Annotated in this window: 20 protein-coding genes; 7 read left to right on the top strand and 13 right to left on the bottom strand. The window is 72.7% G+C overall.

Annotation, left to right across the window (positions count from 1 at the left end):
- Nucleotides 1-140 precede the first annotated feature (140 nt).
- The gene (locus OG432_RS28930; RefSeq protein ID WP_328313890.1) at nt 141-833 is read left to right on the top strand and encodes a L,D-transpeptidase family protein; all 693 of its coding nucleotides are present in this window, start codon (nt 141-143) and stop codon (nt 831-833) included.
- Between the two features lie 45 nt (nt 834-878).
- On the opposite strand, the gene OG432_RS28925 is transcribed toward OG432_RS28930, so the two are convergent.
- From OG432_RS28925 to argC, 5 genes are read right to left on the bottom strand one after another with little or no spacing between them, the layout of a single operon-like run.
- A complete protein-coding gene (locus OG432_RS28925) occupies nt 879-1421 on the bottom strand; it encodes an arginine repressor (protein ID WP_328313889.1) in 543 nt (180 codons plus the stop codon).
- Between the two features lie 7 nt (nt 1422-1428).
- The gene (locus OG432_RS28920) at nt 1429-2625 is read right to left on the bottom strand and encodes an acetylornithine transaminase (RefSeq protein WP_328313888.1); all 1197 of its coding nucleotides are present in this window, start codon (nt 2623-2625) and stop codon (nt 1429-1431) included.
- A complete protein-coding gene (gene argB / locus OG432_RS28915; RefSeq protein ID WP_328313887.1) occupies nt 2622-3533 on the bottom strand; it encodes an acetylglutamate kinase in 912 nt (303 codons plus the stop codon). The genes OG432_RS28920 and argB overlap by 4 nt, the downstream gene beginning before the upstream one ends.
- Nucleotides 3530-4711 (bottom strand): bifunctional glutamate N-acetyltransferase/amino-acid acetyltransferase ArgJ, encoded by a 1182-nt coding sequence (argJ, locus tag OG432_RS28910; protein ID WP_328313886.1) that lies wholly within the window; start codon nt 4709-4711, stop codon nt 3530-3532. The genes argB and argJ overlap by 4 nt, the downstream gene beginning before the upstream one ends.
- Nucleotides 4708-5739, bottom strand: a complete 1032-nt coding sequence (gene argC, locus OG432_RS28905; protein ID WP_328313885.1) for an N-acetyl-gamma-glutamyl-phosphate reductase — start codon at nt 5737-5739, stop codon at nt 4708-4710. The genes argJ and argC overlap by 4 nt, the downstream gene beginning before the upstream one ends.
- 277 nt (nt 5740-6016) lie before the next feature.
- On the opposite strand from argC, the gene OG432_RS28900 reads away from it, so the two are divergent.
- A complete protein-coding gene (locus OG432_RS28900) occupies nt 6017-7417 on the top strand; it encodes a hypothetical protein (RefSeq protein ID WP_328313884.1) in 1401 nt (466 codons plus the stop codon).
- Nucleotides 7418-7430: 13 nt separating this feature from the next.
- Entirely contained in the window at nt 7431-7871 is a 441-nt protein-coding gene (locus OG432_RS28895) for a VOC family protein (protein ID WP_328313883.1), read from the top strand.
- Nucleotides 7872-7904: 33 nt separating this feature from the next.
- On the opposite strand, the gene OG432_RS28890 is transcribed toward OG432_RS28895, so the two are convergent.
- Complete coding sequence (locus tag OG432_RS28890; protein ID WP_328313882.1) at nt 7905-8648, bottom strand: SDR family oxidoreductase; 744 nt, start codon at nt 8646-8648, stop codon at nt 7905-7907.
- Nucleotides 8649-8753: 105 nt separating this feature from the next.
- On the opposite strand from OG432_RS28890, the gene OG432_RS28885 reads away from it, so the two are divergent.
- Nucleotides 8754-9242, top strand: a complete 489-nt coding sequence (locus OG432_RS28885; RefSeq protein WP_328313881.1) for an RrF2 family transcriptional regulator — start codon at nt 8754-8756, stop codon at nt 9240-9242.
- A gap of 92 nt (nt 9243-9334) precedes the next feature.
- On the opposite strand, the gene OG432_RS28880 is transcribed toward OG432_RS28885, so the two are convergent.
- Both OG432_RS28880 and OG432_RS28875 read right to left on the bottom strand, forming a co-directional pair.
- Nucleotides 9335-9766 carry a GNAT family N-acetyltransferase gene (locus tag OG432_RS28880; RefSeq protein WP_328313880.1) on the bottom strand — a complete coding sequence of 144 codons (432 nt, stop codon included), beginning with the start codon at nt 9764-9766 and terminating at the stop codon, nt 9335-9337.
- 162 nt (nt 9767-9928) lie between these two features.
- Nucleotides 9929-11365 carry an aminotransferase-like domain-containing protein gene (locus OG432_RS28875; protein ID WP_328313879.1) on the bottom strand — a complete coding sequence of 479 codons (1437 nt, stop codon included), beginning with the start codon at nt 11363-11365 and terminating at the stop codon, nt 9929-9931.
- Between OG432_RS28875 and OG432_RS28870 the strand changes: the two genes are divergently transcribed.
- Nucleotides 11364-12302 (top strand): DMT family transporter, encoded by a 939-nt coding sequence (locus OG432_RS28870; RefSeq protein WP_328313878.1) that lies wholly within the window; start codon nt 11364-11366, stop codon nt 12300-12302. The genes OG432_RS28875 and OG432_RS28870 overlap by 2 nt on opposite strands.
- Nucleotides 12303-12345: 43 nt before the next feature.
- Here the strand turns inward: OG432_RS28870 and OG432_RS28865 are convergent, their stop codons facing one another.
- Nucleotides 12346-13674, bottom strand: a complete 1329-nt coding sequence (locus OG432_RS28865; RefSeq protein WP_328313877.1) for a glycoside hydrolase family 10 protein — start codon at nt 13672-13674, stop codon at nt 12346-12348.
- 163 nt (nt 13675-13837) lie between these two features.
- Between OG432_RS28865 and OG432_RS28860 the strand changes: the two genes are divergently transcribed.
- Together OG432_RS28860 and OG432_RS28855 are read left to right on the top strand one after the other, a co-directional pair.
- Nucleotides 13838-14698 carry a 3-hydroxybutyryl-CoA dehydrogenase gene (locus tag OG432_RS28860; RefSeq protein WP_328313876.1) on the top strand — a complete coding sequence of 287 codons (861 nt, stop codon included), beginning with the start codon at nt 13838-13840 and terminating at the stop codon, nt 14696-14698.
- A gap of 191 nt (nt 14699-14889) precedes the next feature.
- Entirely contained in the window at nt 14890-15147 is a 258-nt protein-coding gene (locus OG432_RS28855) for a hypothetical protein (protein ID WP_328313875.1), read from the top strand.
- A 15-nt stretch (nt 15148-15162) separates the two neighbouring features.
- Here the strand turns inward: OG432_RS28855 and OG432_RS28850 are convergent, their stop codons facing one another.
- From OG432_RS28850 to pheS, 4 genes are all read right to left on the bottom strand, one after another.
- A complete protein-coding gene (locus OG432_RS28850) occupies nt 15163-15699 on the bottom strand; it encodes an NUDIX domain-containing protein (protein WP_328313874.1) in 537 nt (178 codons plus the stop codon).
- Between the two features lie 51 nt (nt 15700-15750).
- On the bottom strand, nt 15751-17091 hold the full coding sequence (locus OG432_RS28845) for a transcriptional regulator (RefSeq protein ID WP_328313873.1): 1341 nt from the start codon (nt 17089-17091) through the stop codon (nt 15751-15753).
- A 654-nt stretch (nt 17092-17745) separates the two neighbouring features.
- Nucleotides 17746-20274, bottom strand: coding sequence for a phenylalanine--tRNA ligase subunit beta (gene pheT, locus OG432_RS28840; protein WP_328313872.1), 2529 nt, complete (start codon nt 20272-20274; stop codon nt 17746-17748).
- Complete coding sequence (gene pheS / locus OG432_RS28835; RefSeq protein ID WP_328313871.1) at nt 20274-21395, bottom strand: phenylalanine--tRNA ligase subunit alpha; 1122 nt, start codon at nt 21393-21395, stop codon at nt 20274-20276. Before pheS ends, pheT begins: the two co-directional genes overlap by 1 nt.
- Nucleotides 21396-21524: the final 129 nt, after the last annotated feature.

The raw sequence follows: 21524 nt of genomic DNA, 5'->3' as shown, positions 1-21524 counted from the left end.
CCACGCACGCACCCAGGCCACCGGACCCACCCCGGCCCCGGACCCACCCCGGCCACGGGCGGGCGGCCGCGTCCCGCTTACGGAGCAATCCGCGCCGGTTCGGGGGGCCCTGGGCGGTGGCGGCGCCTACCGTCCGGAACATGCGCCTCGCTGCTCTGCTCCTCGCGTCCCTGCTGGTTCCGCTCGCCACGCCCGGCCCCTCGCCCGCGCCGCTGCCCGAGCGGATGGCGAGCACCGGCGGGGGCAGCCAGCTCCTGACCGCCGAGGCCGCCGGGATCGACGCGACCACCGGCCTGCTGACCTGGTGGGACCTGCGCGACGGGCACTGGGTGGCGGCGGGCTCGGCCCCCGCCAGGTTCGGCGCGAAGGGGCTGGTCGAGGGCGACGCGCGGGTCCAGGGCACCGACACCACACCGACCGGCCTGTACGCCCTTCCGTACGCCTTCGGGGTGGCGGCCGCCCCGCCCGGCACCCGCTATCCCTACCGGCGCGCCACCGACCGGTCGTGGTGGTGCGAGGACAACGAGTCCCGCGCCTACAACCGCTGGGTGGAGGGCCTGCCGGCGGACTGCCGGGCGGGCGAGTCCGAGCACCTGACGGCGTACGCGAGCCAGTACGCCCGCGCCCTGGTCGTCGGCTTCAACTACGAGCGCCCGGTGCGCGGCCGGGGCGCCGGGATCTTCCTGCACGTCAACGGGCGCGGCGCGACCGCCGGCTGTGTGTCGGTGCCCGCCGAGGCCATGGACCGGGTGCTTGCCTGGGCCGTCCCGGGGCGCCGCCCGCACATCGCGATCGGCACGGACACCGGCCCGACCGCGCTCACCGGATACTGAACCCGGCCGCCCCGCGCGGGAGTTGGCGGTCTTCCCCCACTGCCGTCAGCGGTGGTCGCTCTGGGCCAGGCGCAGCAGATGGTCGGCAAGCGCCTGGCCGCCCGTGGGGTCGCGGCTGATCAGCATCAGCGTGTCGTCACCCGCGATCGTGCCGAGGATGTCGTGCAGTTCGGCCTGGTCGATGGCCGAGGCGAGGAATTGAGCGGCGCCGGGCGGGGTGCGCAGCACCACCAGGTTGGCGGAGGCCTCGGCGGAGATCAGCAGCTCGGCGGAGAGCCGGCGCATCCGCTCCTCCTTGGCGGACTCCCCGAGCGGCGCCTTGGGCGTGCGGAAACCGCCCTCGCTGGGCACCGCGTAGATCAGCTCACCGCCGGTGTTGCGGATCTTCACCGCGCCCAGTTCGTCGAGGTCGCGCGAGAGCGTCGCCTGGGTGACGCTCAGCCCGTCGTCCGCGAGCAGCTTGGCGAGCTGGCTCTGGGACCGCACCGGCTGCCGGTTGAGGATGTCCACGATCCGGCGGTGGCGGGCGGTGCGGGTCTGCGGTACGGCGGGGCCGCCCGGCTCGAAGTCCTGCGCCTCGTCGGTCATCGTCGTCTCATTCTCCGGATCTTCCGTCCCCGCCTGCTGCTTCAAGGATGCCGGGCAGCGCCCGGACGAACGCATCCGCCTCCGCGTCCCCGATGATGAGCGGCGGCATGAGCCGTACGACATCGGGCGCGGGCGCGTTGACCAGGAAGCCGGCATCCTGAGCCGCCTGCTGCACCCGGGGTGCGAGGGGCTCGTTGAGCACGATACCCAGCAGCAGCCCCGCACCACGGACGTGGGAGACCAGCGGGTGGCCCAGCGCCTCGATCCCGTCCCGCAGTTTCTCGCCGGTGCGCTTGACCTGGTCGAGCGCGCCGTCGGCGGCGAGCGTGTCGAGCACGGCGAGTCCCGCGGCGCAGGCGACCGGGTTTCCGCCGAAGGTGGTGCCGTGCATGCCGGGCTTGAGGAGTTCGGCCGTGGCGCCGAACGCGACGGTCGCACCGATCGGCAGTCCCCCGCCGAGCCCCTTGGCGAGGGTGACGATGTCCGGATCGACGCCCTCGTGCCGCTGGTACTCGAACCAGCTGCCGGTCCGTCCGATGCCGGTCTGGACCTCGTCGAGGACGAGCAGCGTTCCGGTGGCACGGGTGATCTCCCGGGCGGCCCCGAGGTAGCCGGCCGGGGGGACCACGACGCCGAGCTCGCCCTGGATCGGCTCGATGATGACGAAGGCGGTCTCCTCGGTGACCGCCGCCCGCAGCGCCTCGACGTCCCCGAACGGCACGTGGGTGACGTCGCCGGGCAGCGGCAGGAACGGCGTCCGCTTGCCTTCCTGGCCGGTGAGCGCGAGGGCGCCCATCGTCCGGCCGTGGAAGCCGCCGTGGGTGGCGACCATGTGGGTGCGCCCGGTCAGCCGGCCGATCTTGAAGGCGGCCTCGTTGGCCTCGGCGCCGGAATTGCTGAAGTACACCCGGCCGGGCCGCCCGAAGAGCTGGAGCAGCCGTTCGGCGAGCGCCACCGGCGGCTCCGCGACGAACAGGTTCGAGACGTGGCCGAGCGAGGCGATCTGCTGGGTCACTGCCTGCACGACGGCCGGGTGGGCGTGGCCGAGCGCGTTGACCGCGATGCCGCCCACGAAGTCGGCGTACTGGACGCCGTCCGCGTCCCAGACGCTGGCGCCCGCGCCGCGCACGAGCGCGAGCTTGGGCGTGCCGTAGTTGTCCGTCATGGCCTGCTGCCAGCGCTGTGCGAGTTCGTGGTTGGTCACCGCGCTCCCCCTTGGGCGTCTCGTCCGTCCGGCACGACCATCGTGCCGATGCCTTCGTCGGTGAAAATCTCCAGCAGGATGGAGTGCTGGACCCGTCCGTCGATCACGCGCGCGGTGTTGACCCCGTTGCGCACGGCGAACAGGCAGCCCTCCATCTTGGGCACCATGCCGCTGGAGAGCTCGGGCAGCAGCTTCTCCAGCTGAGCGGCGGTCAGTTTGCTGATGACGTCGTCACTGTTGGGCCAGTCCTCGTAGAGACCCTCGACGTCGGTGAGGACCATCAGGGTCTCGGCGCCCAGCGCAGCCGCAAGTGCCGCAGCCGCCGTATCAGCATTGACGTTGTAGACATGTCCGTCGTCCTGGGAGCGGGCGATCGAGGAGATGACCGGGATCCGGCCGTCGTCCAGGAGCGCTTTGATCGCGCCCGGGTCGATCGCGGTGATCTGGCCGACCCGCCCGATGTCGACGAGCTCGCCGTCGATCTCGGGGCGGTGCTGGGTGGCGGTGATGGTGTGGGCGTCCTCGCCGGTCATGCCGACGGCGAGCGGCCCGTGCTGGTTGAGCAGGCCGACGAGTTCGCGCTGCACCTGTCCGGCGAGCACCATGCGGACCACGTCCATGGCCTCGGGCGTGGTGACCCGAAGGCCCGCCTTGAACTCGCTGACCAGGCCGTGCCTGTCGAGCTGGGCGCTGATCTGCGGTCCGCCGCCGTGCACCACGACGGGCTTGAGGCCGGACTGGCGCAGGAACACCACGTCCTGGGCGAAGGCGGCCTTCAGATCCTCGTCGATCATGGCGTTGCCGCCGAACTTGATGACGACGGTCTTGCCGTGATGCCGGATCAGCCAGGGCAGCGCCTCGATGAGGATCTGCGCCTTGGGCAGTGCGGTGTGCTTACGAGTGCTCATGAGCTGTACGCGCTGTTCTCGTGGACGTAGTCGGCGGTGAGGTCGTTCGCCCAGATGACGACGGGCTCGCTGGTGCCGGCGGCGAGGTCGGCGGTGATCTCGACCTCGCGGAAGCGCATGTCGACGAGGTCGCGGTCCTCGCCGACGGAGCCGTTCTTGCAGACCCACACGCCGTTGATGGCGACGCTCAGCCGGTCCGGCTCGAAGGCGGCCTTCGTGGTGCCGATAGCGGAGAGCACCCGGCCCCAGTTGGGGTCCTCGCCGTGAACGGCGCACTTGAGGAGGTTGTTGCGGGCGATGGACCGCCCGACCTCCAGGGCGTCGTCCTCGCTCGCGGCGTTGATCACCTCGATGCGGATGTCCTTGGAGGCTCCCTCGGCGTCGCCGATCAGCTGGCGCGCCAGGTCGTCGCAGACGCCCCGTACGGCTTCGGCGAACTCATCGTATTCCGGTACGAGTTGGGAGGCGCCGGAGGCGAGGAGCAGCACGGTGTCGTTGGTGGACATGCAGCCGTCGGAGTCGATGCGGTCGAAGGTCCGGCGCGTCGCGTCGCGCAGTGCCTTGTCGAGGGTGGCCGCGTCCAGGTCGGCGTCGGTGGTGAGCACGACGAGCATGGTGGCGAGCCCGGGGGCGAGCATGCCGGCACCCTTGGCCATGCCCCCCACGGTCCAGCCGTCCCGGGTGACCACGCTGGTCTTGTGCACGGTGTCGGTGGTCTTGATGGCGATGGCGGCCTTCTCACCCCCGTGCTCGGTGAGCTGGGCCACCGCCGTGTCGATGCCCGGAAGCAGCTTGTCCATCGGCAGCAGGGTGCCGATGAGCCCGGTGGAGGCGACGGCGACCGTGCCCGCGCCGTGGCCGCCGGCGTCGTCGAACCCGGCGGTGTTGAGGGAGGCCGCCGCCTTCTCGGCCGTGGCGTGGGTGTCCTGGAACCCCTTGGGTCCCGTACAGGCGTTGGCGCCGCCGGAGTTGAGGACGACGGCGCTCACCTCGCCGCCCTTGAGGACCTGCTCGGACCACAGGACCGGGGCGGCCTTGACGCGGTTGGAGGTGAAGACGCCCGCGGCTGCGGTGCGGGGCCCGGCGTTGACCACGACGGCCAGGTCCGGGTTGCCGTTCTGCTTGATCCCGGCGGCGATGCCCGACGCCCAGAACCCCTGCGCTGCGGTCACACTCACGGCGCGACTCCCATCGTGGAAAGGCCCGTCGACTCGTCGAGTCCGAGGGCGATGTTCATGCTCTGCACCGCGCCGCCGGCGGTGCCCTTGGTGAGGTTGTCGATGGCGCTGATCGCGATGACGCGGTGGGCGCTCTCGTCGTGAGCGACCTGTACGTGAACGGAGTTGGATCCGTACACGGAAGCGGTGGCGGGCCACTGCCCCTCGGGGAGCAGGTGGACGAAGGGCTCGTCCGCGAAGGCCTTCTCGTAGGCGGCCCGTACGCTCGCGGCGTCGACGCCGGGCTTCGCCTTCGCGGAACAGGTGGCGAGGATGCCGCGGGACATCGGCGCGAGGGTGGGCGTGAAGGACACGGTGACGTCCTCGCCCGCGACGGCGCCGAGGTTCTGCATCATCTCCGGGGTGTGCCGGTGGCCCCCGCCGACCCCGTACGGGGACATCGAGCCCATGACCTCGCTGCCGAGCAGGTGCGGCTTGAGCGCCTTGCCGGCGCCGGAGGTGCCGGTGGCGGCGACGACGACGGCCTCGTTCTCCACGAGTCCGCCCTGGTAGGCGGGGAAGAGCGCGAGGGAGACGGCCGTCGGGTAGCAGCCCGGCACGGCGATCCGGCGCGTGCTCTCCAACGCGGCCCGTCCGCCCGGCAGTTCGGGCAGCCCGTAGGGCCAGGAGCCGGCGTGCGCCGAGCCGTAGAACTTCTCCCAGTCACCCGCGTCGCGGAGCCGGAAGTCGGCCCCCATGTCGACGACGAGGACATCGTCGCCGAGTCGCTCCGCGACCGCGGCGGACTGGCCGTGCGGCAGCGCGAGAAACACGACGTCGTGCCCGGCGAGCACTTCGGCGGTGGTCGGCTCCAGGATGCGCCCGGCGAGCGGAACGAGATGCGGCTGAAGCGATCCGAGCGGCTGCCCCGCGTTGGAGTTCGCGGTCAGCGCCCCGATCTCGACCCCGGGATGCCCGAGCAGCAAACGCAGCAGCTCCCCACCCGCATATCCACTGGCCCCTGCCACTGCCGCACGTACCGCCGCCATCGAATCCTCCTCGGTGATGGCATGACTATACGCAGCTATGCAGTTTTATGCAAAGACATGTGTGCGGCGGGCTATGCCTGGCCGGGGCCGGCCGGCCAGGGGCAGCGGGGTGACGACCTGGCGTCGAGGCGGCGGCTGCGGCCGGGCCGGGCCCCTTCGAAGGGGTCGGGGGGCGCCGCCGCACGCGGACGGCGGCCCCGGCCCACTGCCGCCGGCCGGCGGTAATCTCCGCCGGGGTCCTGGGCCGGGGGTCATAGGCCGGGGATGAGGGGGGACCATGCGGCACAGGCCGTTCTTTCGCTGGGTGCTGGCGCTCGGCGTCGTGCTGTTCGGTTGGTCGGCGTACACCTACGTCACGTATCCCGAGACGCGCCAGATCGACCTCACCGTGATCAGCGAGAAGCCCGACGGCCGGTGCACCGTGCGCTGGCAGGACCCGTACCACGACGGGGGTCGCTCGCGCGAGGCCGCTTATCGGTGCGACCCGGGGAGGGGCGAGCTGCTCAAGCCGTCGTCCTCCGCTTCGGGCACGCGGAACGGCTGGGAAACGGGCTTCATGTTCACCGAGGGCCGGCACAAGGGGGACCTGGAGCCGTCGCCCGACGACGAGAATCCCTACGCGCTGTCCGACGCGCTCATGCTGAGCGGTCTGGCCCTGATCGCCGTCGGTCTCTTCGGAGGGAACCTCCGCGGCTCGGTTCGCCTGGCGGGCGTACGCCCCAGGACCGTGGCTCGGGCACGCGCGCTGCACGAGAGGGCCGAGCGGGTGGCCCAGGACCACGCACGGGCTCGCGACGCCGTGCGCGCGGCGTGGAACGCACTGCGCGCCGAGCAGACGGAGGCGAAGCTGAGCGCCACCCCCGTTGCGCGACTGTTCGAAGGGGTGGCGGCCGGCCCGGAGGCGCGCGAGCTGGAGGCGGCCGGCGCCCGCACCGCGCGGGACGTGCTCGACGCCGGAGTGCGGGGCCTGGGACACACGGGCGTCGGACGTCGCACGGCCGAGCGCGCCCACGCCGCCGCCCGCCGTCTCGCGGACGACGTCGAGGCCACCCTCTCCGTTCGCATCGACCCCGCCGCATCAGGACCGCACACCACCGCTCCGCTCGACGCGCTGCACGTCCTGCTGGAAGCCGGGGCCGAGGCGCACCGGACGGCGCACACCGGCAGGGAACTCGCCGACGACCCGAGCCGGACCCTCGTCGAGGCCGAACCGGCGTCCGGGTACCGGAGCATGCTGCGCGCCGGGCGGGAACAGCGCGAGATCTCCCGTGCCGCCGTCACCACACTGCGCTCCCTCCTGGCAGGCGCCGGGCGGGAAGGCCTGCCCGCCCGCTTCGCCCAGACATCCGTCGACCTGTTGCGCGCACCGGACGACCGCGTCCCCGGCCTGTCCGCGCACACGGATTTCGAGAGCCGCACCGGTGCGTACTACGGCTTGCTGGCGACGGTCGTCGACGCACGGACACCCGCGCGGACCACTGATGCGCGCCTGCGCCCAGGACAACCGTCCGCCTCGGCCGGCGAACAGGCGCTCCGGGCTCGCTGCCGCCGCCCCGAAGGGAGCGGTGGCCTCGGCCGGTTGGCCGCCGGCTGCCGCTCGGGGCGCACTGCGGCCCGTCCCAGGGCCCCTCCCCAAGGCCTACGCCCCAAGCCCGATTCGGCCCAGGGGCGCGCCTGACAGCATGGGCCGCATGTCTCACACCTGGCCCAGCCATCTCGATGTAGGAGCGGTCCGGTTCGCCCGGCCGACCGCGAGGTACGACGACGTCCTGGTCTTCTACCGCGATGTCCTCGGCCTGCCGGTGCTCGCCCAGTGGCGCGGCCATCAGGGGTACGACGGTGTCGTGCTCGGCCTGCCGGGCACCCCGGTGCACATGGAGCTCCTGCAGCACGGCGACTCGCCCCGCATCCCTGAGCCGAACCCCGAGAACCAGCTGGTGCTCTACCTCCGCGGCCCCGAGGCCGTCGCCCGCGCAACCCGGCGGCTGGCCGAGCACGGGCATCGCCCGGTGCCCGCCGCGAACCCCTACTGGCCTGAGCGGGGCGCGGTGAGCTTCGAGGATCCCGACGGCTGGCTCGTCGTCCTCGCGCCCTGGGTCTTCGGCGAACAGCCCACCCCGGCACCGGCCTGAGCGGGCGACGCGACCCGGCCGGGGCGCCGGGTCTCAGGCGTTGAGGGTGCCGGTCAGCCAGTCCTCGTACCGCGTGGGCGCCAGGTGCGCGTCCGGCCCCGCGGTCAGGGCGTCGTCGTGGACCGCGGCGAAGAGGCCGGCCCGGTCATCGGTGATCACGGGACGCTCGTCTCCGCGGGCGGCCAGGGTGAGCCGGCCGAGCGCGTCGAGCGTGAACGTGTCGGGCCCCGCGACGTTCAGGATCCCGTCGAGCGGGTGCCCCGCGGCCACTTCGGCGAGGGCGTTCACGACGTCGGCGCTGGCGGTGGGCTGGATGGCGGTGGCCGGCAGCCGCACCGCGGCGTCGTCCGACGTCCAGCTCATCGTGGGCTCCATGAATTCGAAGAACTGCGTCGCGCGGACGATCGAGTACGGCGTGGGACCGCCGCGCAGCAGGTCCTCCTGGAGCACCTTGGCCCGGTAGTAGTCCAGCTCGGGAACCCGGTCGGCGCCGACGATCGACAGGGCCACCTGGTGGCGGACGCCGGACCGCTCGCCCGCGTCGAGCAGATTTCCCACGGTGGTGCGGAAGAAGTCGAGGGACTTCTCGTCGAACGTCGGCGAGTTCGTCACGTTGACCACGGCGTGTGCCCCCGCGAGCGCCGCGTCGAGGCCCTCGCCGGTGAGCAGGTCGACGCCGGACGACAGGGACGCGCTGGTCACGTCGTGCCCCAGACCTGCGAGCCGGGTGGCCAGCTGGGAGCCGATGAGCCCGGTGCCGATGACGGTGATCTTCATGGTGGACCTTCCTTCGGGAGCTGGACATTTCCCATACGCAAACTCGGATACCCGATATCCGAGATAATACTCGGATAGTCTCTGTCCGAGTCAACGGGAGGCGGCATGAAACTGTCCGGCGGCGTCGAGTGGGCGCTGCACTGCTGTGTGGTGCTGACGGCGGCCGGGGACCCTGTGCCGGCCGCCCGTCTCGCCGAGCTGCACGATGTGTCGCCCAGCTATATGGCCAAGCACTTGCAGGCGCTTTCACGGGCCGGCCTTGTGCACTCCATCCAGGGCAAGACCGGCGGTTATGTGCTCGCCAAGGCGGCCGGCGCCATCACGCTGCTCGATGTGGTGCAGGCCGTCGACGGGGCGGCCCCGGCGTTCGTGTGCACCGAGATCCGTCAGCGGGGGCCGTTCGCGACACCCCCGGAGAAGTGTGCGCAGCAGTGCCCCATCGCCCGAGCGATGGGCGCCGCGGACGCCGCGTGGCGGGCGTCACTGGCCGCGGTCACGATCGCCGACCTCGTCGGCTCGGTGGAGAGCGACAGCGGGCCGGACGCGCTGCCGGGCATCGGCGCCTGGCTCACCGAACCACCGGGCCCGCACTGAGGGGCGCCGGCCCCGCGCCGGCCCCCGCGGCCGCGCCTGCCCACCGCGCCCGGCCGTTTCGCGGCGTCGGGCCCGCGGCCGCGGGATGTGCCCTACTGAAGGCCGAGCGCCATCCACCGGTCCGGGTTCTCCAGGGCGCGGAAGCCCAGCTTCTCGTAGACCCCGTGGGCATCGGCCGTGGCCAGCATGATCCTGCGCAGGCCGACCGGGGCGAGGTGATCACGCACCGCGGCCACCATGGCCGTGCCGAGGCCCTTGCCCCGTACCGCGGGATCGACGTACACATCACACAGCCACGCGAACGTGGCGTGATCGGTGACGACCCGCGCATAGGCGACCTGTTCGCCCGAACTCGCCTCGTAGGCACCGAAGTTGAGGGACCCCGCGATGGCGGCGTCCTGCTTCTCGCGGGTCCGGCCGAGAGCCCAGTACGCGTCGGTGGACAGCCAGTGGTGGATCCGTGCCGGGTCGAGCCGGGCGGGGTCGGCCGAGATCGCGTACTCGCGGAAGATCACTTCGCTCATGGCAGGAGCCTGGCAGCCGGCGGGCGGCTTGTCAGTGGCGGGCACCACTTCGGCGGGTGACGCGCGCCGGGCCGGGAGGCCGTCGCCCAACCCCGAGGCGCGGGTGCCGCCGTCACGGGAGCGCGGGTGCCGCCGCCACGGGGCCGCCCCGGGCGCGCCCGGTCAACTCCGCACGTCGTCCAGGGCGGTGCGCAGCCTGCGCACCGCTTCGGCGATCTGCGCGCGCCCCGTCACGCCCGCGAAGCTGAGGCGGAGATGGCCGGCCGGGGGTTCGGCACCGAAGTGGGGGCGGCCCGCGGAGACGGCGACGCCGGCACGCAGCGCGGCGGCGACGACGGCGGGCTCGGGCAGGTCCTCGGGCAGCCGGAGCCAGAGGTGATAGCCGCCGGAGGGGATGTGGGGCAGGGCCAGTTCGGGCAGGCGGTGCAGTACGCCGCCTGCCAGGGCTTCGCGACGGGCCGTCAACTCGGCGGAGACGGCGTGCAGATGACGGTCCCAGGCCGGGGAGCCGACGAGTTCGATGGCGGTCTCCTGCAAGGGGCGCGGCACGAAGAAGGAGTCGACGGCCTGGATGGCGCGCAGGCGCTCCCGTACCGGTCCGCGGGCGGCGAGCGCCCCGATCCGCAGGCTCGGCGAAGTCGCCTTGGTGAGGGAGGAGACATGGACGACGACACCGTTAGGGTCGTCGGCGGCGAGCGGCGCGGGCAGCGCTCCGGCGTCCTCGTGACCGAGCCGGCGGGCGAAGTCGTCCTCCACGACGAACGCACCGAAGGAGTGGGCGATGCCCACCACTTCGCGGCCGCGGTCCGGGGACAGGAGGGCGCCGGTCGGGTTCTGGAAGAGGGGCTGGCAGTAGAAGACGCGGGCGCCGGTGGCCTGGAAGGCGCGGGCGAGGAGATCGGGTCGCACGCCGTCGGCATCGACCGGGACCGGGACGGGACGCAGCCCGGCGGCGCGGGCCACCGCCAGGGTGCCGGGGTAGGTGGGCGATTCGACGAGGACGGGGGCGCCGGGCGCGACGAGCGCGCGCAAAGTGGTGGTCAGGGCTGCCTGGCCGCCCGAGGTGATCAGTACGTCGGCCGCGGTGACGGCGGCGCCGATCTCCCGGGCGAACCAGGAGCGCAGTTCGGGCAGCCCGTCGACGGGCGGGCGGCTCCACACCCCGGGGCGGCGGCCGGCCCGTGCGAGCGCCGCGCCCATGGCCCGCTCGGGCTGGAGCCCCGCGTCGAGGTAGCCGCCGCTGAGGTCGATGACGCCGGTCGCCGGAACCGCGAGGGCGGCCAGGACTCCGGCGGCGTCGACCGCGCGCGGGGCCGGCTCGGTGGCGCCGTCGGCGCTGAGCGCGACCTCCTGCCAGGAGGTGTCGCCGGTGCGGCCGGTGTCGGCGCGCGGCTCGGCGCGGTAGGCGCCCGCGCCGGGGCGGGTGACGACGAGCCCCTCCGCGACGAGCTGGGCGAGGGCCCTTGAGACCGTCACCGGGGAGACCCGGTAGCGCTCGACGAGGGCTCGACTGGACGGCAGCCTTCCGCCCACGGAGTAGCGATTGAGTTCGCCCCGGAGGGATTTTGCCAGTTCAGCCACGCTGCTACGCTCATGCATGACAGCACAGAATAGCGCTACTCCCCCTGTTCCGATAGCGGTTCCGACAGCAGTTCAGGAGGACGGCCACCGTCGTCCCGCCCTGCCGCGCGGGACGGCTCTCGCCACGCTCGGCGTGCTCTCGTTCTCCCTGACCTTCCCCAGCACCGCCTGGGGACTGGAGAGCTTCGGCACGTGGTCGATGGTGTCGCTGCGGCTGCTGATCGCCGCGCTGCTCGCCGGGGTCTTCCTGTGGCGGGGCCGGGTGCCGTTTCCCGACCGGTCGCACTGGGGCGGGTTCGCCGTGGTCGTGGGTGGCGTGATGATCGGTTTCCCGGTCCTGACCACGCTGGCGCTCGGGACCGCGACGACGTCGCACGCGGCCGTCGTGGTGGGTCTGCTGCCGCTCACCACGGCCGCCTTCGCGGCCCTGCGCACCCGGCGGCGCCCCTCACGCGCCTTCTGGGCGGCCGCGCTCGCCGGCGCCGCCGTGGTGGTCGTCTTCACCGTCCAGCAGAGCGGCGGGGAGCTGTCGCGTGCTGACCTCTACCTGTTCGCGGCGCTGCTCCTGTGTGCCGCCGGATACACCGAGGGCGGGCGGCTCTCGGGCCTCATGCCGGGCTGGCACGTCGTCGGTTGGGCCCTGGTCCTGTGCGTCCCGCTCACCGTGACCGGCACGGTCCTCGGCCTCACCCTGGAACCCTGGCACCTCACCGTCCACGGGGTCGTCGGGCTGCTCTGGGTGGCTTCCGCCTCCACATTCCTCGGCCTGTACCTCTGGTACCGGGGCATGGCCGCCATCGGCGTCGCCAAGGCCAGCCAGCTCCAGCTGGCGCAGCCCCTCCTGACGCTCGTCTGGTCGGTGCTGCTGCTCGGCGAGCACCTGAGCCCGGCCGCCCCGCTCGCCGCGGCGGGCGTCCTGGTGTGCATCGCGGTGACGCAGCGGGCCCGGTCCTGACGCCTCGGCTTTCACGAGGCACGGCGCCGGCCGGCGGCATCGATCAGGCCACGCCGGCCCGGACCGCGTAATGGTCGGCGACCAGGCGGGCCATCGCCCCCGCGCGGTCCTCGGCGACCTCCTTGGCGGCGAAGAAGCAGTGGCCGCGGACGGAGGCGTAGCGGCCCGCCAGGGTCAGATGGCGCGACAGTTCCGCCGGGTCCTGCCAGGCGGCGGGCTGCGCCGGGTCGCCCGCCTTGTAGAGGGCCTCGCCGATGTACAGGTCGACGCCGGTGCCCCGGGCCACCTCGTCCCACCAGGGCACGAGGACCGCGTAGTCGGCGGCGGCGAGCCCGATGTTCCAGTACAGCTGCGGGCAGATGTAGTCGATCAACGCCTCGCGCACCCACCCGCGGGTGTCGGCGTACAGATCGTCGTAGGTCTGGGCGCCGGCCTTCGTCGCCGAACCCAGCGGATCGCTCGCGGCGTTGCGCCACACCCCGAACGGGCTGACGCCGAACCGGACCCGGGGCCTGATCTCCTTGATCCGGGCGGCCGTCTCGCGCACCAGGAGGTCGATGTTGTCGCGCCGCCAGGCCGCGCGGTCACCGAACCCGCCGCCGTACCGGGCGTAGGCCTCGTCGTCGTCGAAGCTCTCGCCCGCCACCGGATAGGGATAGAAGTAGTCGTCCCAGTGGACGCCGTCGACGTCGTAGCGCCGGACCGCGTCCAGCATGGCGTCCTCGACGAACCGGCGGACCTCCGGCAGGCCCGGGTTGTAGTAGAGCTTCCCGCCGTACGGGACGACCCAGTCGGGGTGCACGCGGGCGGGGTGGGTCGCCACGAGTCGCGTGGGGTCGGTGTGGTTCGCGACCCGGTAGGGGTTGAACCAGGCGTGCAGTTCGAGGCCGCGACGGTGCGCCTCCTGGACCGCGGTGCCCAGCGGGTCCCATCCCGGGTCCCGGCCCTGCACCCCGGTGAGCCACTGGGACCACGGCTCGTACGGCGAGTCCCAGAGCGCGTCGGCGGTCGGGCGGACCTGGAACACCACGGCGTTCAGCCGTCGCTCCACCGCCGTGTCCAGGTGGGCGAGGAGCTCCGCGCGCTGGGCCGCCGCGCCCCGACCGGGGCGTGAGGGCCAGTCCCGGTTGGCGACGGTGGCCAGCCACACCCCCCGGAACTCGCGCCGGCCGCCCCTGCCGCGCGAGGAATCACCGGCGGCCCGGGACGGCTCGGCAGCCGCCACCGACCGCACCGCCCGGTGCAGCGCCCCGTCCGGGTCCGCGGCCTCGGCGCACCCCCGGTCGGCCGCGGCCGCGCCACCGGCCGTGATCAGCCCGCTCACCGCTCCCGCGGCCCCCGCCACGAAGCCCCGCCGCGTGATTAGTCCCACGTTCGCCCCTCGCTCAGGTGCCATGGACCCAGGTCTACCGGACGGCGTGCCCGCCCCGCCCCCACGGGCACGCGCGCGTTCGGAGTAACGTCAGGGGCCGGAGGCGGGCGCCGGAATCACACGGGGGACCTGCCGGGGACTGCAGTAGAGCGAAAGGCACGATGTGACCGACATCGAACGCGTCGGAATTGTGGGCTGTGGCCAGATGGGCGCGGGCATCGCGGAGGTGTGCGCCCGCAGCGGCCTGGACGTCATGGTCGCGGAGACCACCGGCGAAGCCCTGGAGATCGGCCGCACCCGGCTGCACAACTCCCTCTCGAAGGCCGCCGAGCGCGGCAAGATCACCGAGGAGGAGCGCGATGCGACGCTCGCCCGCCTGAGCTTCACCACCGACCTCGGCGAGTTCGCCGACCGCGATCTCGTGATCGAGGCCGTCGTGGAGAACGAGCAGGTCAAGACCGAGATCTTCCAGATCCTCGACCAGGTCGTGACCCGTCCGGACGCGATCTTGGCCTCCAACACCTCCTCGATCCCGCTGGTGAAGCTCGCGGTCGCCACCTCGCGCCCCGACCAGGTCATCGGCATCCACTTCTTCAACCCGGCCCCGGTGCAGAAGCTCGTCGAGCTGATCCCGGCCCTCACCACCTCCGAGGGCACCATCAGCCGCGCCCAGGTCCTGGTCGAGAAGGTCCTCGGCAAGCACGCGATCCGCGCCCAGGACCGCTCGGGCTTCGTGGTCAACGCGCTGCTCATCCCGTATCTGCTCTCGGCGATCCGGATGTTCGAGTCGGGCATCGCGAGCCGCGAGGACATCGACAACGGCATGGAGCTGGGCTGTGCCCACCCGATGGGCCCGCTGAAGCTCTCCGACCTCATCGGCCTGGACACGGTCGCCTCGGTCGCGGACAGCATGTACGACGAGTTCAAGGAGCCCCTGTACGCCGCTCCCCCGCTGCTCCAGCGGATGGTCGACGCCGGACGCCTCGGCCGCAAGACCGGGTCCGGTTTCTACTCGTACGCCTGAGGACAACGGCGTACGTCTGTATACGCGGGTGTACGCCTGAAAGGCGTGGGCCGGGCTCGTGCCGCGCACACCGGGTGTGCGGCACGAGCCCGCATATGCCCATCGCACACGCTCCCGCCCCTGGAACACGGCGAGTTGACTCTGAGCCAACACATCCATGGCACGTCCTGACAGGACAAAGGAGCCCCACCGTGTCCAGCCACCCGGGACATTCGATCACCGTCGACGAACTGGCGGAGTTACGCCGCCGCTTGGACGTCGGCATGGCCCACATGGACGGGCAGCTCGCGCTGCTCGCCCAGCGGGGCGAGCAGACGGAGCGTGAACTGACCGAGACGGTGGGACGGGTAGCGGCCCTCGAACATCTGAGGTGGCCGCTCCCCGCCCTCACCGCACTGGCCGCCCTCGGCGCGCTATCGCTCGCCGTGTGGCAGGCCCTCGGGCGTTGACGTCGCGACCAGGGCCTAGCCGTCGGCCAGGCGCAGATGGTGCAGGAGCAGGAGTCCGGCCGCCATGTTGGCGGCCGGGACCTCCCCCCGGGCGACCATGTCGGGCACCAGCTTGAGGGGGACCCACTCGCGACGTGACGACTCGAAGTCGTCCTCGGGGTGGCCGATGTACTCGGCCGACTCGGACCAGAACAGGTGGTGCCGGGCGTCGATGAGGCCGTTGGCCGGCTCGACGGTGAGCAGGGGCTTGAGCGGGCCGGGCCGCCAGCCGGTCTCCTCCTCCATCTCGCGGGCCGCGGCGGCCTCGATGTCCTCGCCGTCCTCGACGACGCCGGCCGCCAGTTCCCAGCCCCAGCTGTCGGTGATGAAGCGGTGCCGCCAGAGCAGCAGCACCTCGTTGGCGGTGTTCACGACGGTGGCCACGGCGACCGGCCGCAGCCTGATGAGGAAGTGGTCCAGGTGTCGCCCGTCCGGGAGCGCCACGTCCGCCAGGTTGACCCGGAACCAGCGATTCTCGTACACAGTTCGTTCGTTCAGGTTCGTCCACTGCACGTTTCTGCCACCTTTCGACAAGTAGGTGGCAATATCGCAGCAGGCTGACGGTCACAGGGGAACGCGAAGTGCCCCGTCGATCAGCTCGGCGGCTTCGGCCGCGCCGGCGCAGCCGCTCGCGGCCAGGTGCTCGCGCACCACGCGCAGCCGGTCACGCAGTCGCTGCGACTCCATCCCCCGGGCCCGCTCGGCCATTTCGACCGCGGTGGCCACGGCCCGGTCGGCGTCGCCCTGCCGCAGCTCGATCTGCGCGAGCATCGCAAGGCGGTGCACCCTGCCCCTGTCGTGGGAGGGCTCGTCGGCCGCGAGCGCGGCCTGTTCACGGGCGGCCGGCAGATCGCCGAGGCTGAGCAGGGCCTCGGCCACCTGCACGTTGACGAGGCCCGGCTGGACGTAGCCGGTCTCGGCCGGCTCCTGGCCCGGCCGGATCCGCCCGGCCGCCGATTCGGCGCTCCTGATCGAGGACAACGCGCTCTGACCGTCCCCCAGATGTGCGTACGCCTTGGCCTGCATGGCGTACAGATCGGAGGCGAGGGCGGGGCTGAGCCGGCCGCCCGCCGCGCGCAGGGCCGCCTCCGCGAAGGCCACCGACTGGCGGTAGTCCCGCATGAAGAGCGACTGGTTGACGAGGAGCGCGATGACGTAGGCCCCAAGCCCCCTGTCCCCACTGGCCTTCGCGAGCCGCAGCGCCTGGTGGAAGTAGCGCTGGGCCAGACCCTGGGCGTTGGAGTCGTAGGCGCAGATGCCGGCGATGGCCACCAACCCGCCCGTGGCGCGGTGCAGTTGGCGCCCGGTGGCGTCCGTGTAGCCGCCGCGCAGCAGGGGCGCCGTCTCCGCGTTGAGGAATCCGACGACGCGGGAGCGGGTCGCGATGCCGCCCGCCTTGCGGTACATCAGCTCGTAGTGCTCGCGCGCCGAGCGCAGCATCTCGATGTCGGACTCCCCCACCGCCGTCTGGCCGTTGCGGGACACATCGGTGTCCTCGGGCGGGTTCTCCCACTCCCATACGGGCATGACCGCCGGGGTGCCGGTGACGGCCGGCGCGTCGAGTATGTGGGTGCGCTGCTGTTCGTCCGAGCGCCACAGGGCGGTGGCCCGCTCGACGAAGCCTGCGAGCGGCGAGCCGTGCAGCGGGGCCGGTTCGCCCGGCACGCCGAGGCCGATGTCGTCGAGGGTGACCCGGCGTCGCAGCCGGCCGGCGAGCACCTCGCAGATCAGGTCGGGCACCTGGCCGCGCGGCCGCTGACCCTTCAACCACCGTGCCACCGCGGTGTGTTCGTATCTCAGGGTGATACCTCTGGCCCGCCCCGCCTGGTTGACCCGGGCCGCGAGCCCGGCGTGCGAGATCCCCGCCTCGTCCACCAGCGCGTCGAGCAGGGTATTGGGCTGCATGAGGCCCCTCCGTCGGCTCGGTGACATCAGCGTAGTGGAGCCGGGTTCACACGGGGTGTGAAGCGAGTACCCGCATTTATGCGCCGCGCTCTCTGCCCAGGAGCGGCCGTGGACGGTTGACTCTGAACCGCCTCTCCCCGAGGCGACCGGGCCGCCGGCTCCCCCTCGTACAGTGCGGCGGCCCTCCCGGCGCCGTCCGCCCTGTCCGCGCTGCCCGGCACTCCCGGCAGGGCGACGGCGCCCCGAGCCACCGGTGAACACCGGCCGCGCCGCCGCCGATCGGCTGCGCCGGCACCCGGGCCGCGGTCGTTGCGCAGGACCAGGAGAGCGACGTCGTCCGAGAGCCGCCCACGGGTGTGGTCGAGCAGCGCGCCGCACCCGGGCCACCACGGCGGCGGGCGAGACCGGCGAGGTGCGAGCCGCCTCCGCGAGCGCCTCGTGCAGGTCGCCGCCGACCGACGGTCCGTCCCGGAGTACGGACCTGCCGTCGGTCCCTCGGCCTCTGCGCGCTGCGGTGCACCGGACCGCGGGGCCGGGCTGCGCCGGCTCCCGGACGGGTCGATTTCCTTCGCTCGCGGACGTCTCCGCATGAGAGAGGGGCGCCCCGGGAATCCCGGGGCGCCCCTCTCGGTGCGTCGTGCGTCGCGCCGCGGGCTACGCGCCGCGCAGCACCGCGCCCGTGGCCTCGGCCGCGTGGGCCACCGCCGCGTCGCGGGCGGCCGAGGCCTCCTCGACGGTCAGGGTGCGGTCGGCGGCACGGAAGCGCAGCGCGTAGGCGAGGGACTTCTTGCCCGCGCCGGTCTGCTCGCCGCTGTAGACGTCGAACAGGCGGATCGATTCGAGGAGTTCACCGGCGCCGACGCGCAGCGCGTTCTCCACCGCCGCCGCCGGGACCCGGGCGTCGACGACGAGCGCCACGTCCTGGGTCGCGACCGGGAAGGTGGAGATCGACGGCGCCCGCACGGCGCCTTCGGCGGCCCGCTCCAGGACGTCGAGGTTCAGCTCCATGGCGCAGCTGCGGGCGGGCAGACCGAACGCCTTGACGACGCGCGGGTGCAGCTCACCGGCGTGCCCGACGAGGGTCTTGACGCCCTCGGGGAACACATACAGCTCGGCACAGCGGCCCGGGTGCCAGGGGCCGTACTGGCCCTGGTCCACGGCGAGTTCGAGCCCCGCCTCGCGGGCCACGGCGCGCGCCGCCTCGACGGCGTCCGCCCAGTCGGCCGGGCGGCCCCTGCCCCACCAGCCGGCCTGCTCGCGCGCACCGGCGAGGACGGCGCCCACGTGCCGCGGCTGCACGGGCAGCACGGCGTCGAGAGCGGCGATCTCCTCGTCGGTGGGCCGGCGGTCGACGGGCAGCCGGGCCGCGACGCCCGGCGTCGGCGACGGGTGGAAGACCAGGCCCGTCTCGAACAGCGCCAGGTCGTGGCTGCCGCGGCCGGCGTTGCGGCGCAGCGTGGCCAGGAGGCCCGGAAGGAGCGTGGTGCGCAGCGCCGGCTCCTCGTCGCTGAGCGGGTTGACCAGCTTCACGACGGCACGGTTTGCGTCGTCCGCGTCCAGACCCAGCTGGTCGAAGACCGACTCGGCGACGAACGGGTAGCTCGGCGCCTCGGTGAACCCGGCGCCGGCGAGCGCCCGGCCGACCCTGCGGTGCAGTCGCTGACGCTCCGTCAGACCCCGTCCGGCGGGCGGCTTCGGCAGGGTGGAGGGCAGGTTGGCGTAGCCCTCCAGGCGGATGACCTCTTCGGCCAGGTCGTTCGGCTCGGTGAGGTCGGGCCGCCAGGACGGCACGGTGACGACGAGTTCGTCCTGCCCGTAGGCGTCGCAGCCGACCTCCTGGAGGCGGCGCACGACGGTCTCGCGGCCGTACTCGATGCCCGCGACGCGGTCCGGGTGGTCGGCGCGCATGGAGATGGTGCGCGGCGCGGACGGCGAGACGATCTCGGTGACGCCGGCCTCGGCCGTGCCGCCCGCGAGCAGCACGAGCAGGTCGACGGTCCGCTGGGCGGCGGCCGCCGCGGCCTGCGGGTCGACGCCGCGCTCGAAGCGCCGGGACGCCTCGGAGGTCAGCTTGTGACGGCGCGCGGTGCGGGCGATGGCGACCGCGTCGAAGTGCGCGGCCTCGATGACGACCTCGGTGGTGCCCTTGACCTCGCCGGTCTCGGGGTCCGTGACGGAGTCGGCGATCTCGGTGTTGGCGCCGCCCATGACACCGGCCAGGCCGATGGGGCCCCGGTCGTCGGTGATGACCAGGTCGGCGGCGTCCAGCTTGCGCTTGGTGCCGTCGAGCGTGGTGAGCAGCTCGCCGGCCTCGGCGCGGCGCACGCCGATGGGCCCGTCGACCAGGCCGCGGTCGTAGGCGTGCAGCGGCTGGCCGAGCTCGATCATCACGTAGTTGGTGATGTCGACGGCGAGCGAGATCGGACGCATGCCGGCCTTCTGAAGACGGCGCTGCAGCCAGATCGGGGAGCGGGCCTCGGGGTCGAGACCGGTCACGGTGCGCGCGGTGAAGCGGTCGCAGCCGATCGGGTCGGCGACCTTGACCGGGTAGCCGTAGGAGTTGGGCGCGGGCACGTCGAGCAGCGCCGGGTCGCGCAGCGGCAGACCGTAGGCGATCGCGGTCTCGCGGGCCACGCCGCGCATCGACAGACAGTCGCCGCGGTTGGCGGTGACCGCGATGTCGAGGACCTCGTCGACGAGTTCGAGCAACGCGATCGCGTCGGTGCCGACCTCGTGCTCCGGGGGGAGCACGATGATGCCGCCGGTGGTGTCCGGGCCCATGCCCAGCTCGTCGCCGGAGCAGATCATGCCGTGCGAGGTCCTGCCGTACGTCTTGCGCGCGGCGATCGCGAAGTCGCCGGGCAGCACCGCGCCGGGCAGCACCACGACGACCTTGTCGCCGACCGCGAAGTTGCGGGCGCCGCAGACGATCTCCTGGGGCTCACCGGTGCCGTTGGCCCGGCCGACGTCGACGGTGCAGAAGCGGATGGGCTTCTTGAAGCCCTCCAGCTCCTCGATGGTGAGGACCTTGCCGACGACGAGCGGGCCCTTGAGCCCGGCGCCGAGCTGCTCGACGGTCTCGACCTCAAGACCTGCGTCGACGAGCCTGGCCTGCACGTCGCGGCCGGTCTCGGTGGCGGGGAGGTCGACGTACTCCCGCAGCCAGGAAAGCGGGACCCGCATCAGATCTCCATCCCGAACGGCCGGGTGAACCGGATGTCACCCTCGACCATGTCTCGCATGTCTTCTACGTTGTGGCGGAACATCAGCATCCGTTCGATGCCGAAGCCGAAGGCGAAGCCGCTGTACTTCTCGGCGTCCACACCGCAGGCGGTGAGCACCTTCGGGTTGACCATGCCGCAGCCGCCGAGCTCGATCCAGCCCTCGCTGGAGCAGGTGCGGCAGGGACGGTCCGGGTTGCCGACGGACGCGCCGCGGCAGACGTAGCAGACCATGTCCATCTCGGCGGACGGCTCGGTGAACGGGAAGAAGTTCGGCCGCAGGCGCGTCTCGATGTCCTCGCCGAAGAGCGCCTTGACCATGTGGTCGAGGGTGCCCTTGAGGTCGGCCATGGTCAGGCCCTCGTCCACGGCGAGCAGCTCGACCTGACGGAAGACCGGGCTGTGCGTGGCGTCCAGCTCGTCGGTGCGGTAGACCCGACCGGGGCAGATCACGTACACCGGCGGCTCGCGGTCGAGCATCGAGCGGATCTGCACGGGCGAGGTGTGGGTGCGCAGGACGACGCCGGAAGGGGCGGCGGCCTCGGGCCCCTGCACGAAGAAGGTGTCGTGCTCGCTGCGGGCCGGGTGGTCCGGGCCGATGTTGAGCGCGTCGAAGGTGAACCACTCGGCCTCGGCCTCGGGGCCCTCGGCGACCTCGTAGCCCATGGCCACGAAGACGTCCTCGATGCGCTCCGAGAGCGTGGTCAGCGGGTGGCGGGCGCCGGCCGGTACGCGGTCGTGGGGCAGCGTGACATCGACCGCCTCCTCGACCAGGACCCGGGCGTCCCGCTCGTCCTCCAGCTCGGCCTGGCGCGCGGCCAGGGCCTTGTTCACGGCGCCGCGGGCCATGCCCACGAGCTTGCCCGCCGCGGCCTTGGCCTGCGGCGGCAGTGCGCCGATCTCGCGGTTGGCGAGCGAGAGGGGCGAGGTGCCACCGGTGTGCGCGGTCTTCGCCTGGGCGAGCGCGTCGAGGTCGCCCGCGGCGGCGAAGGCGGCGAGCGCCTCGTCCCGCATGCGCTCGATCTCTTCCGGTTTCAGCGCCTCGACCTCGACAGGGTCGTACGACTTGTTGGGTGCCGACATCTCTTCCCGTGCTTCCGATTGTCCCCCAGCTAACGCTGGGAGGTGCCCCCAGGCCGGGGGTCCCCGCGACCGCGACAGCGATACGGCGATGGCGCGCGGACACAAACGCGCCAAAGGTCGAGTCTAACG

It is taken from the genome of Streptomyces sp. NBC_00442, from assembly GCF_036014195.1.
In the GTDB taxonomy this organism is placed as follows: domain Bacteria; phylum Actinomycetota; class Actinomycetes; order Streptomycetales; family Streptomycetaceae; genus Streptomyces.
The sequence above is the reverse complement of the archived record's forward strand: the minus strand, read 5'-3'. Positions and strand labels throughout refer to the sequence as shown.

Bases quoted from the DNA above. Each gene is read 5' to 3' on its own strand.
- OG432_RS28930 (WP_328313890.1), top strand. From the start codon at position 141: ATGCGCCTCGCTGCTCTGCTCCTCGCGTCCCTGCTGGTTCCGCTCGCC.
- OG432_RS28925 (WP_328313889.1), bottom strand. From the start codon at position 1,421: ATGACCGACGAGGCGCAGGACTTCGAGCCGGGCGGCCCCGCCGTACCG.
- argB (WP_328313887.1), bottom strand. From the start codon at position 3,533: ATGAGCACTCGTAAGCACACCGCACTGCCCAAGGCGCAGATCCTCATC.
- argC (WP_328313885.1), bottom strand. From the start codon at position 5,739: ATGGCGGCGGTACGTGCGGCAGTGGCAGGGGCCAGTGGATATGCGGGT.
- OG432_RS28900 (WP_328313884.1), top strand. From the start codon at position 6,017: ATGCGGCACAGGCCGTTCTTTCGCTGGGTGCTGGCGCTCGGCGTCGTG.
- OG432_RS28895 (WP_328313883.1), top strand. From the start codon at position 7,431: ATGTCTCACACCTGGCCCAGCCATCTCGATGTAGGAGCGGTCCGGTTC.
- OG432_RS28890 (WP_328313882.1), bottom strand. From the start codon at position 8,648: ATGAAGATCACCGTCATCGGCACCGGGCTCATCGGCTCCCAGCTGGCC.
- OG432_RS28885 (WP_328313881.1), top strand. From the start codon at position 8,754: ATGAAACTGTCCGGCGGCGTCGAGTGGGCGCTGCACTGCTGTGTGGTG.
- OG432_RS28880 (WP_328313880.1), bottom strand. From the start codon at position 9,766: ATGAGCGAAGTGATCTTCCGCGAGTACGCGATCTCGGCCGACCCCGCC.
- OG432_RS28870 (WP_328313878.1), top strand. From the start codon at position 11,364: ATGACAGCACAGAATAGCGCTACTCCCCCTGTTCCGATAGCGGTTCCG.
- OG432_RS28875 (WP_328313879.1), bottom strand. From the start codon at position 11,365: ATGCATGAGCGTAGCAGCGTGGCTGAACTGGCAAAATCCCTCCGGGGC.
- OG432_RS28845 (WP_328313873.1), bottom strand. From the start codon at position 17,091: ATGCAGCCCAATACCCTGCTCGACGCGCTGGTGGACGAGGCGGGGATC.
- pheT (WP_328313872.1), bottom strand. From the start codon at position 20,274: ATGCGGGTCCCGCTTTCCTGGCTGCGGGAGTACGTCGACCTCCCCGCC.
- pheS (WP_328313871.1), bottom strand. From the start codon at position 21,395: ATGTCGGCACCCAACAAGTCGTACGACCCTGTCGAGGTCGAGGCGCTG.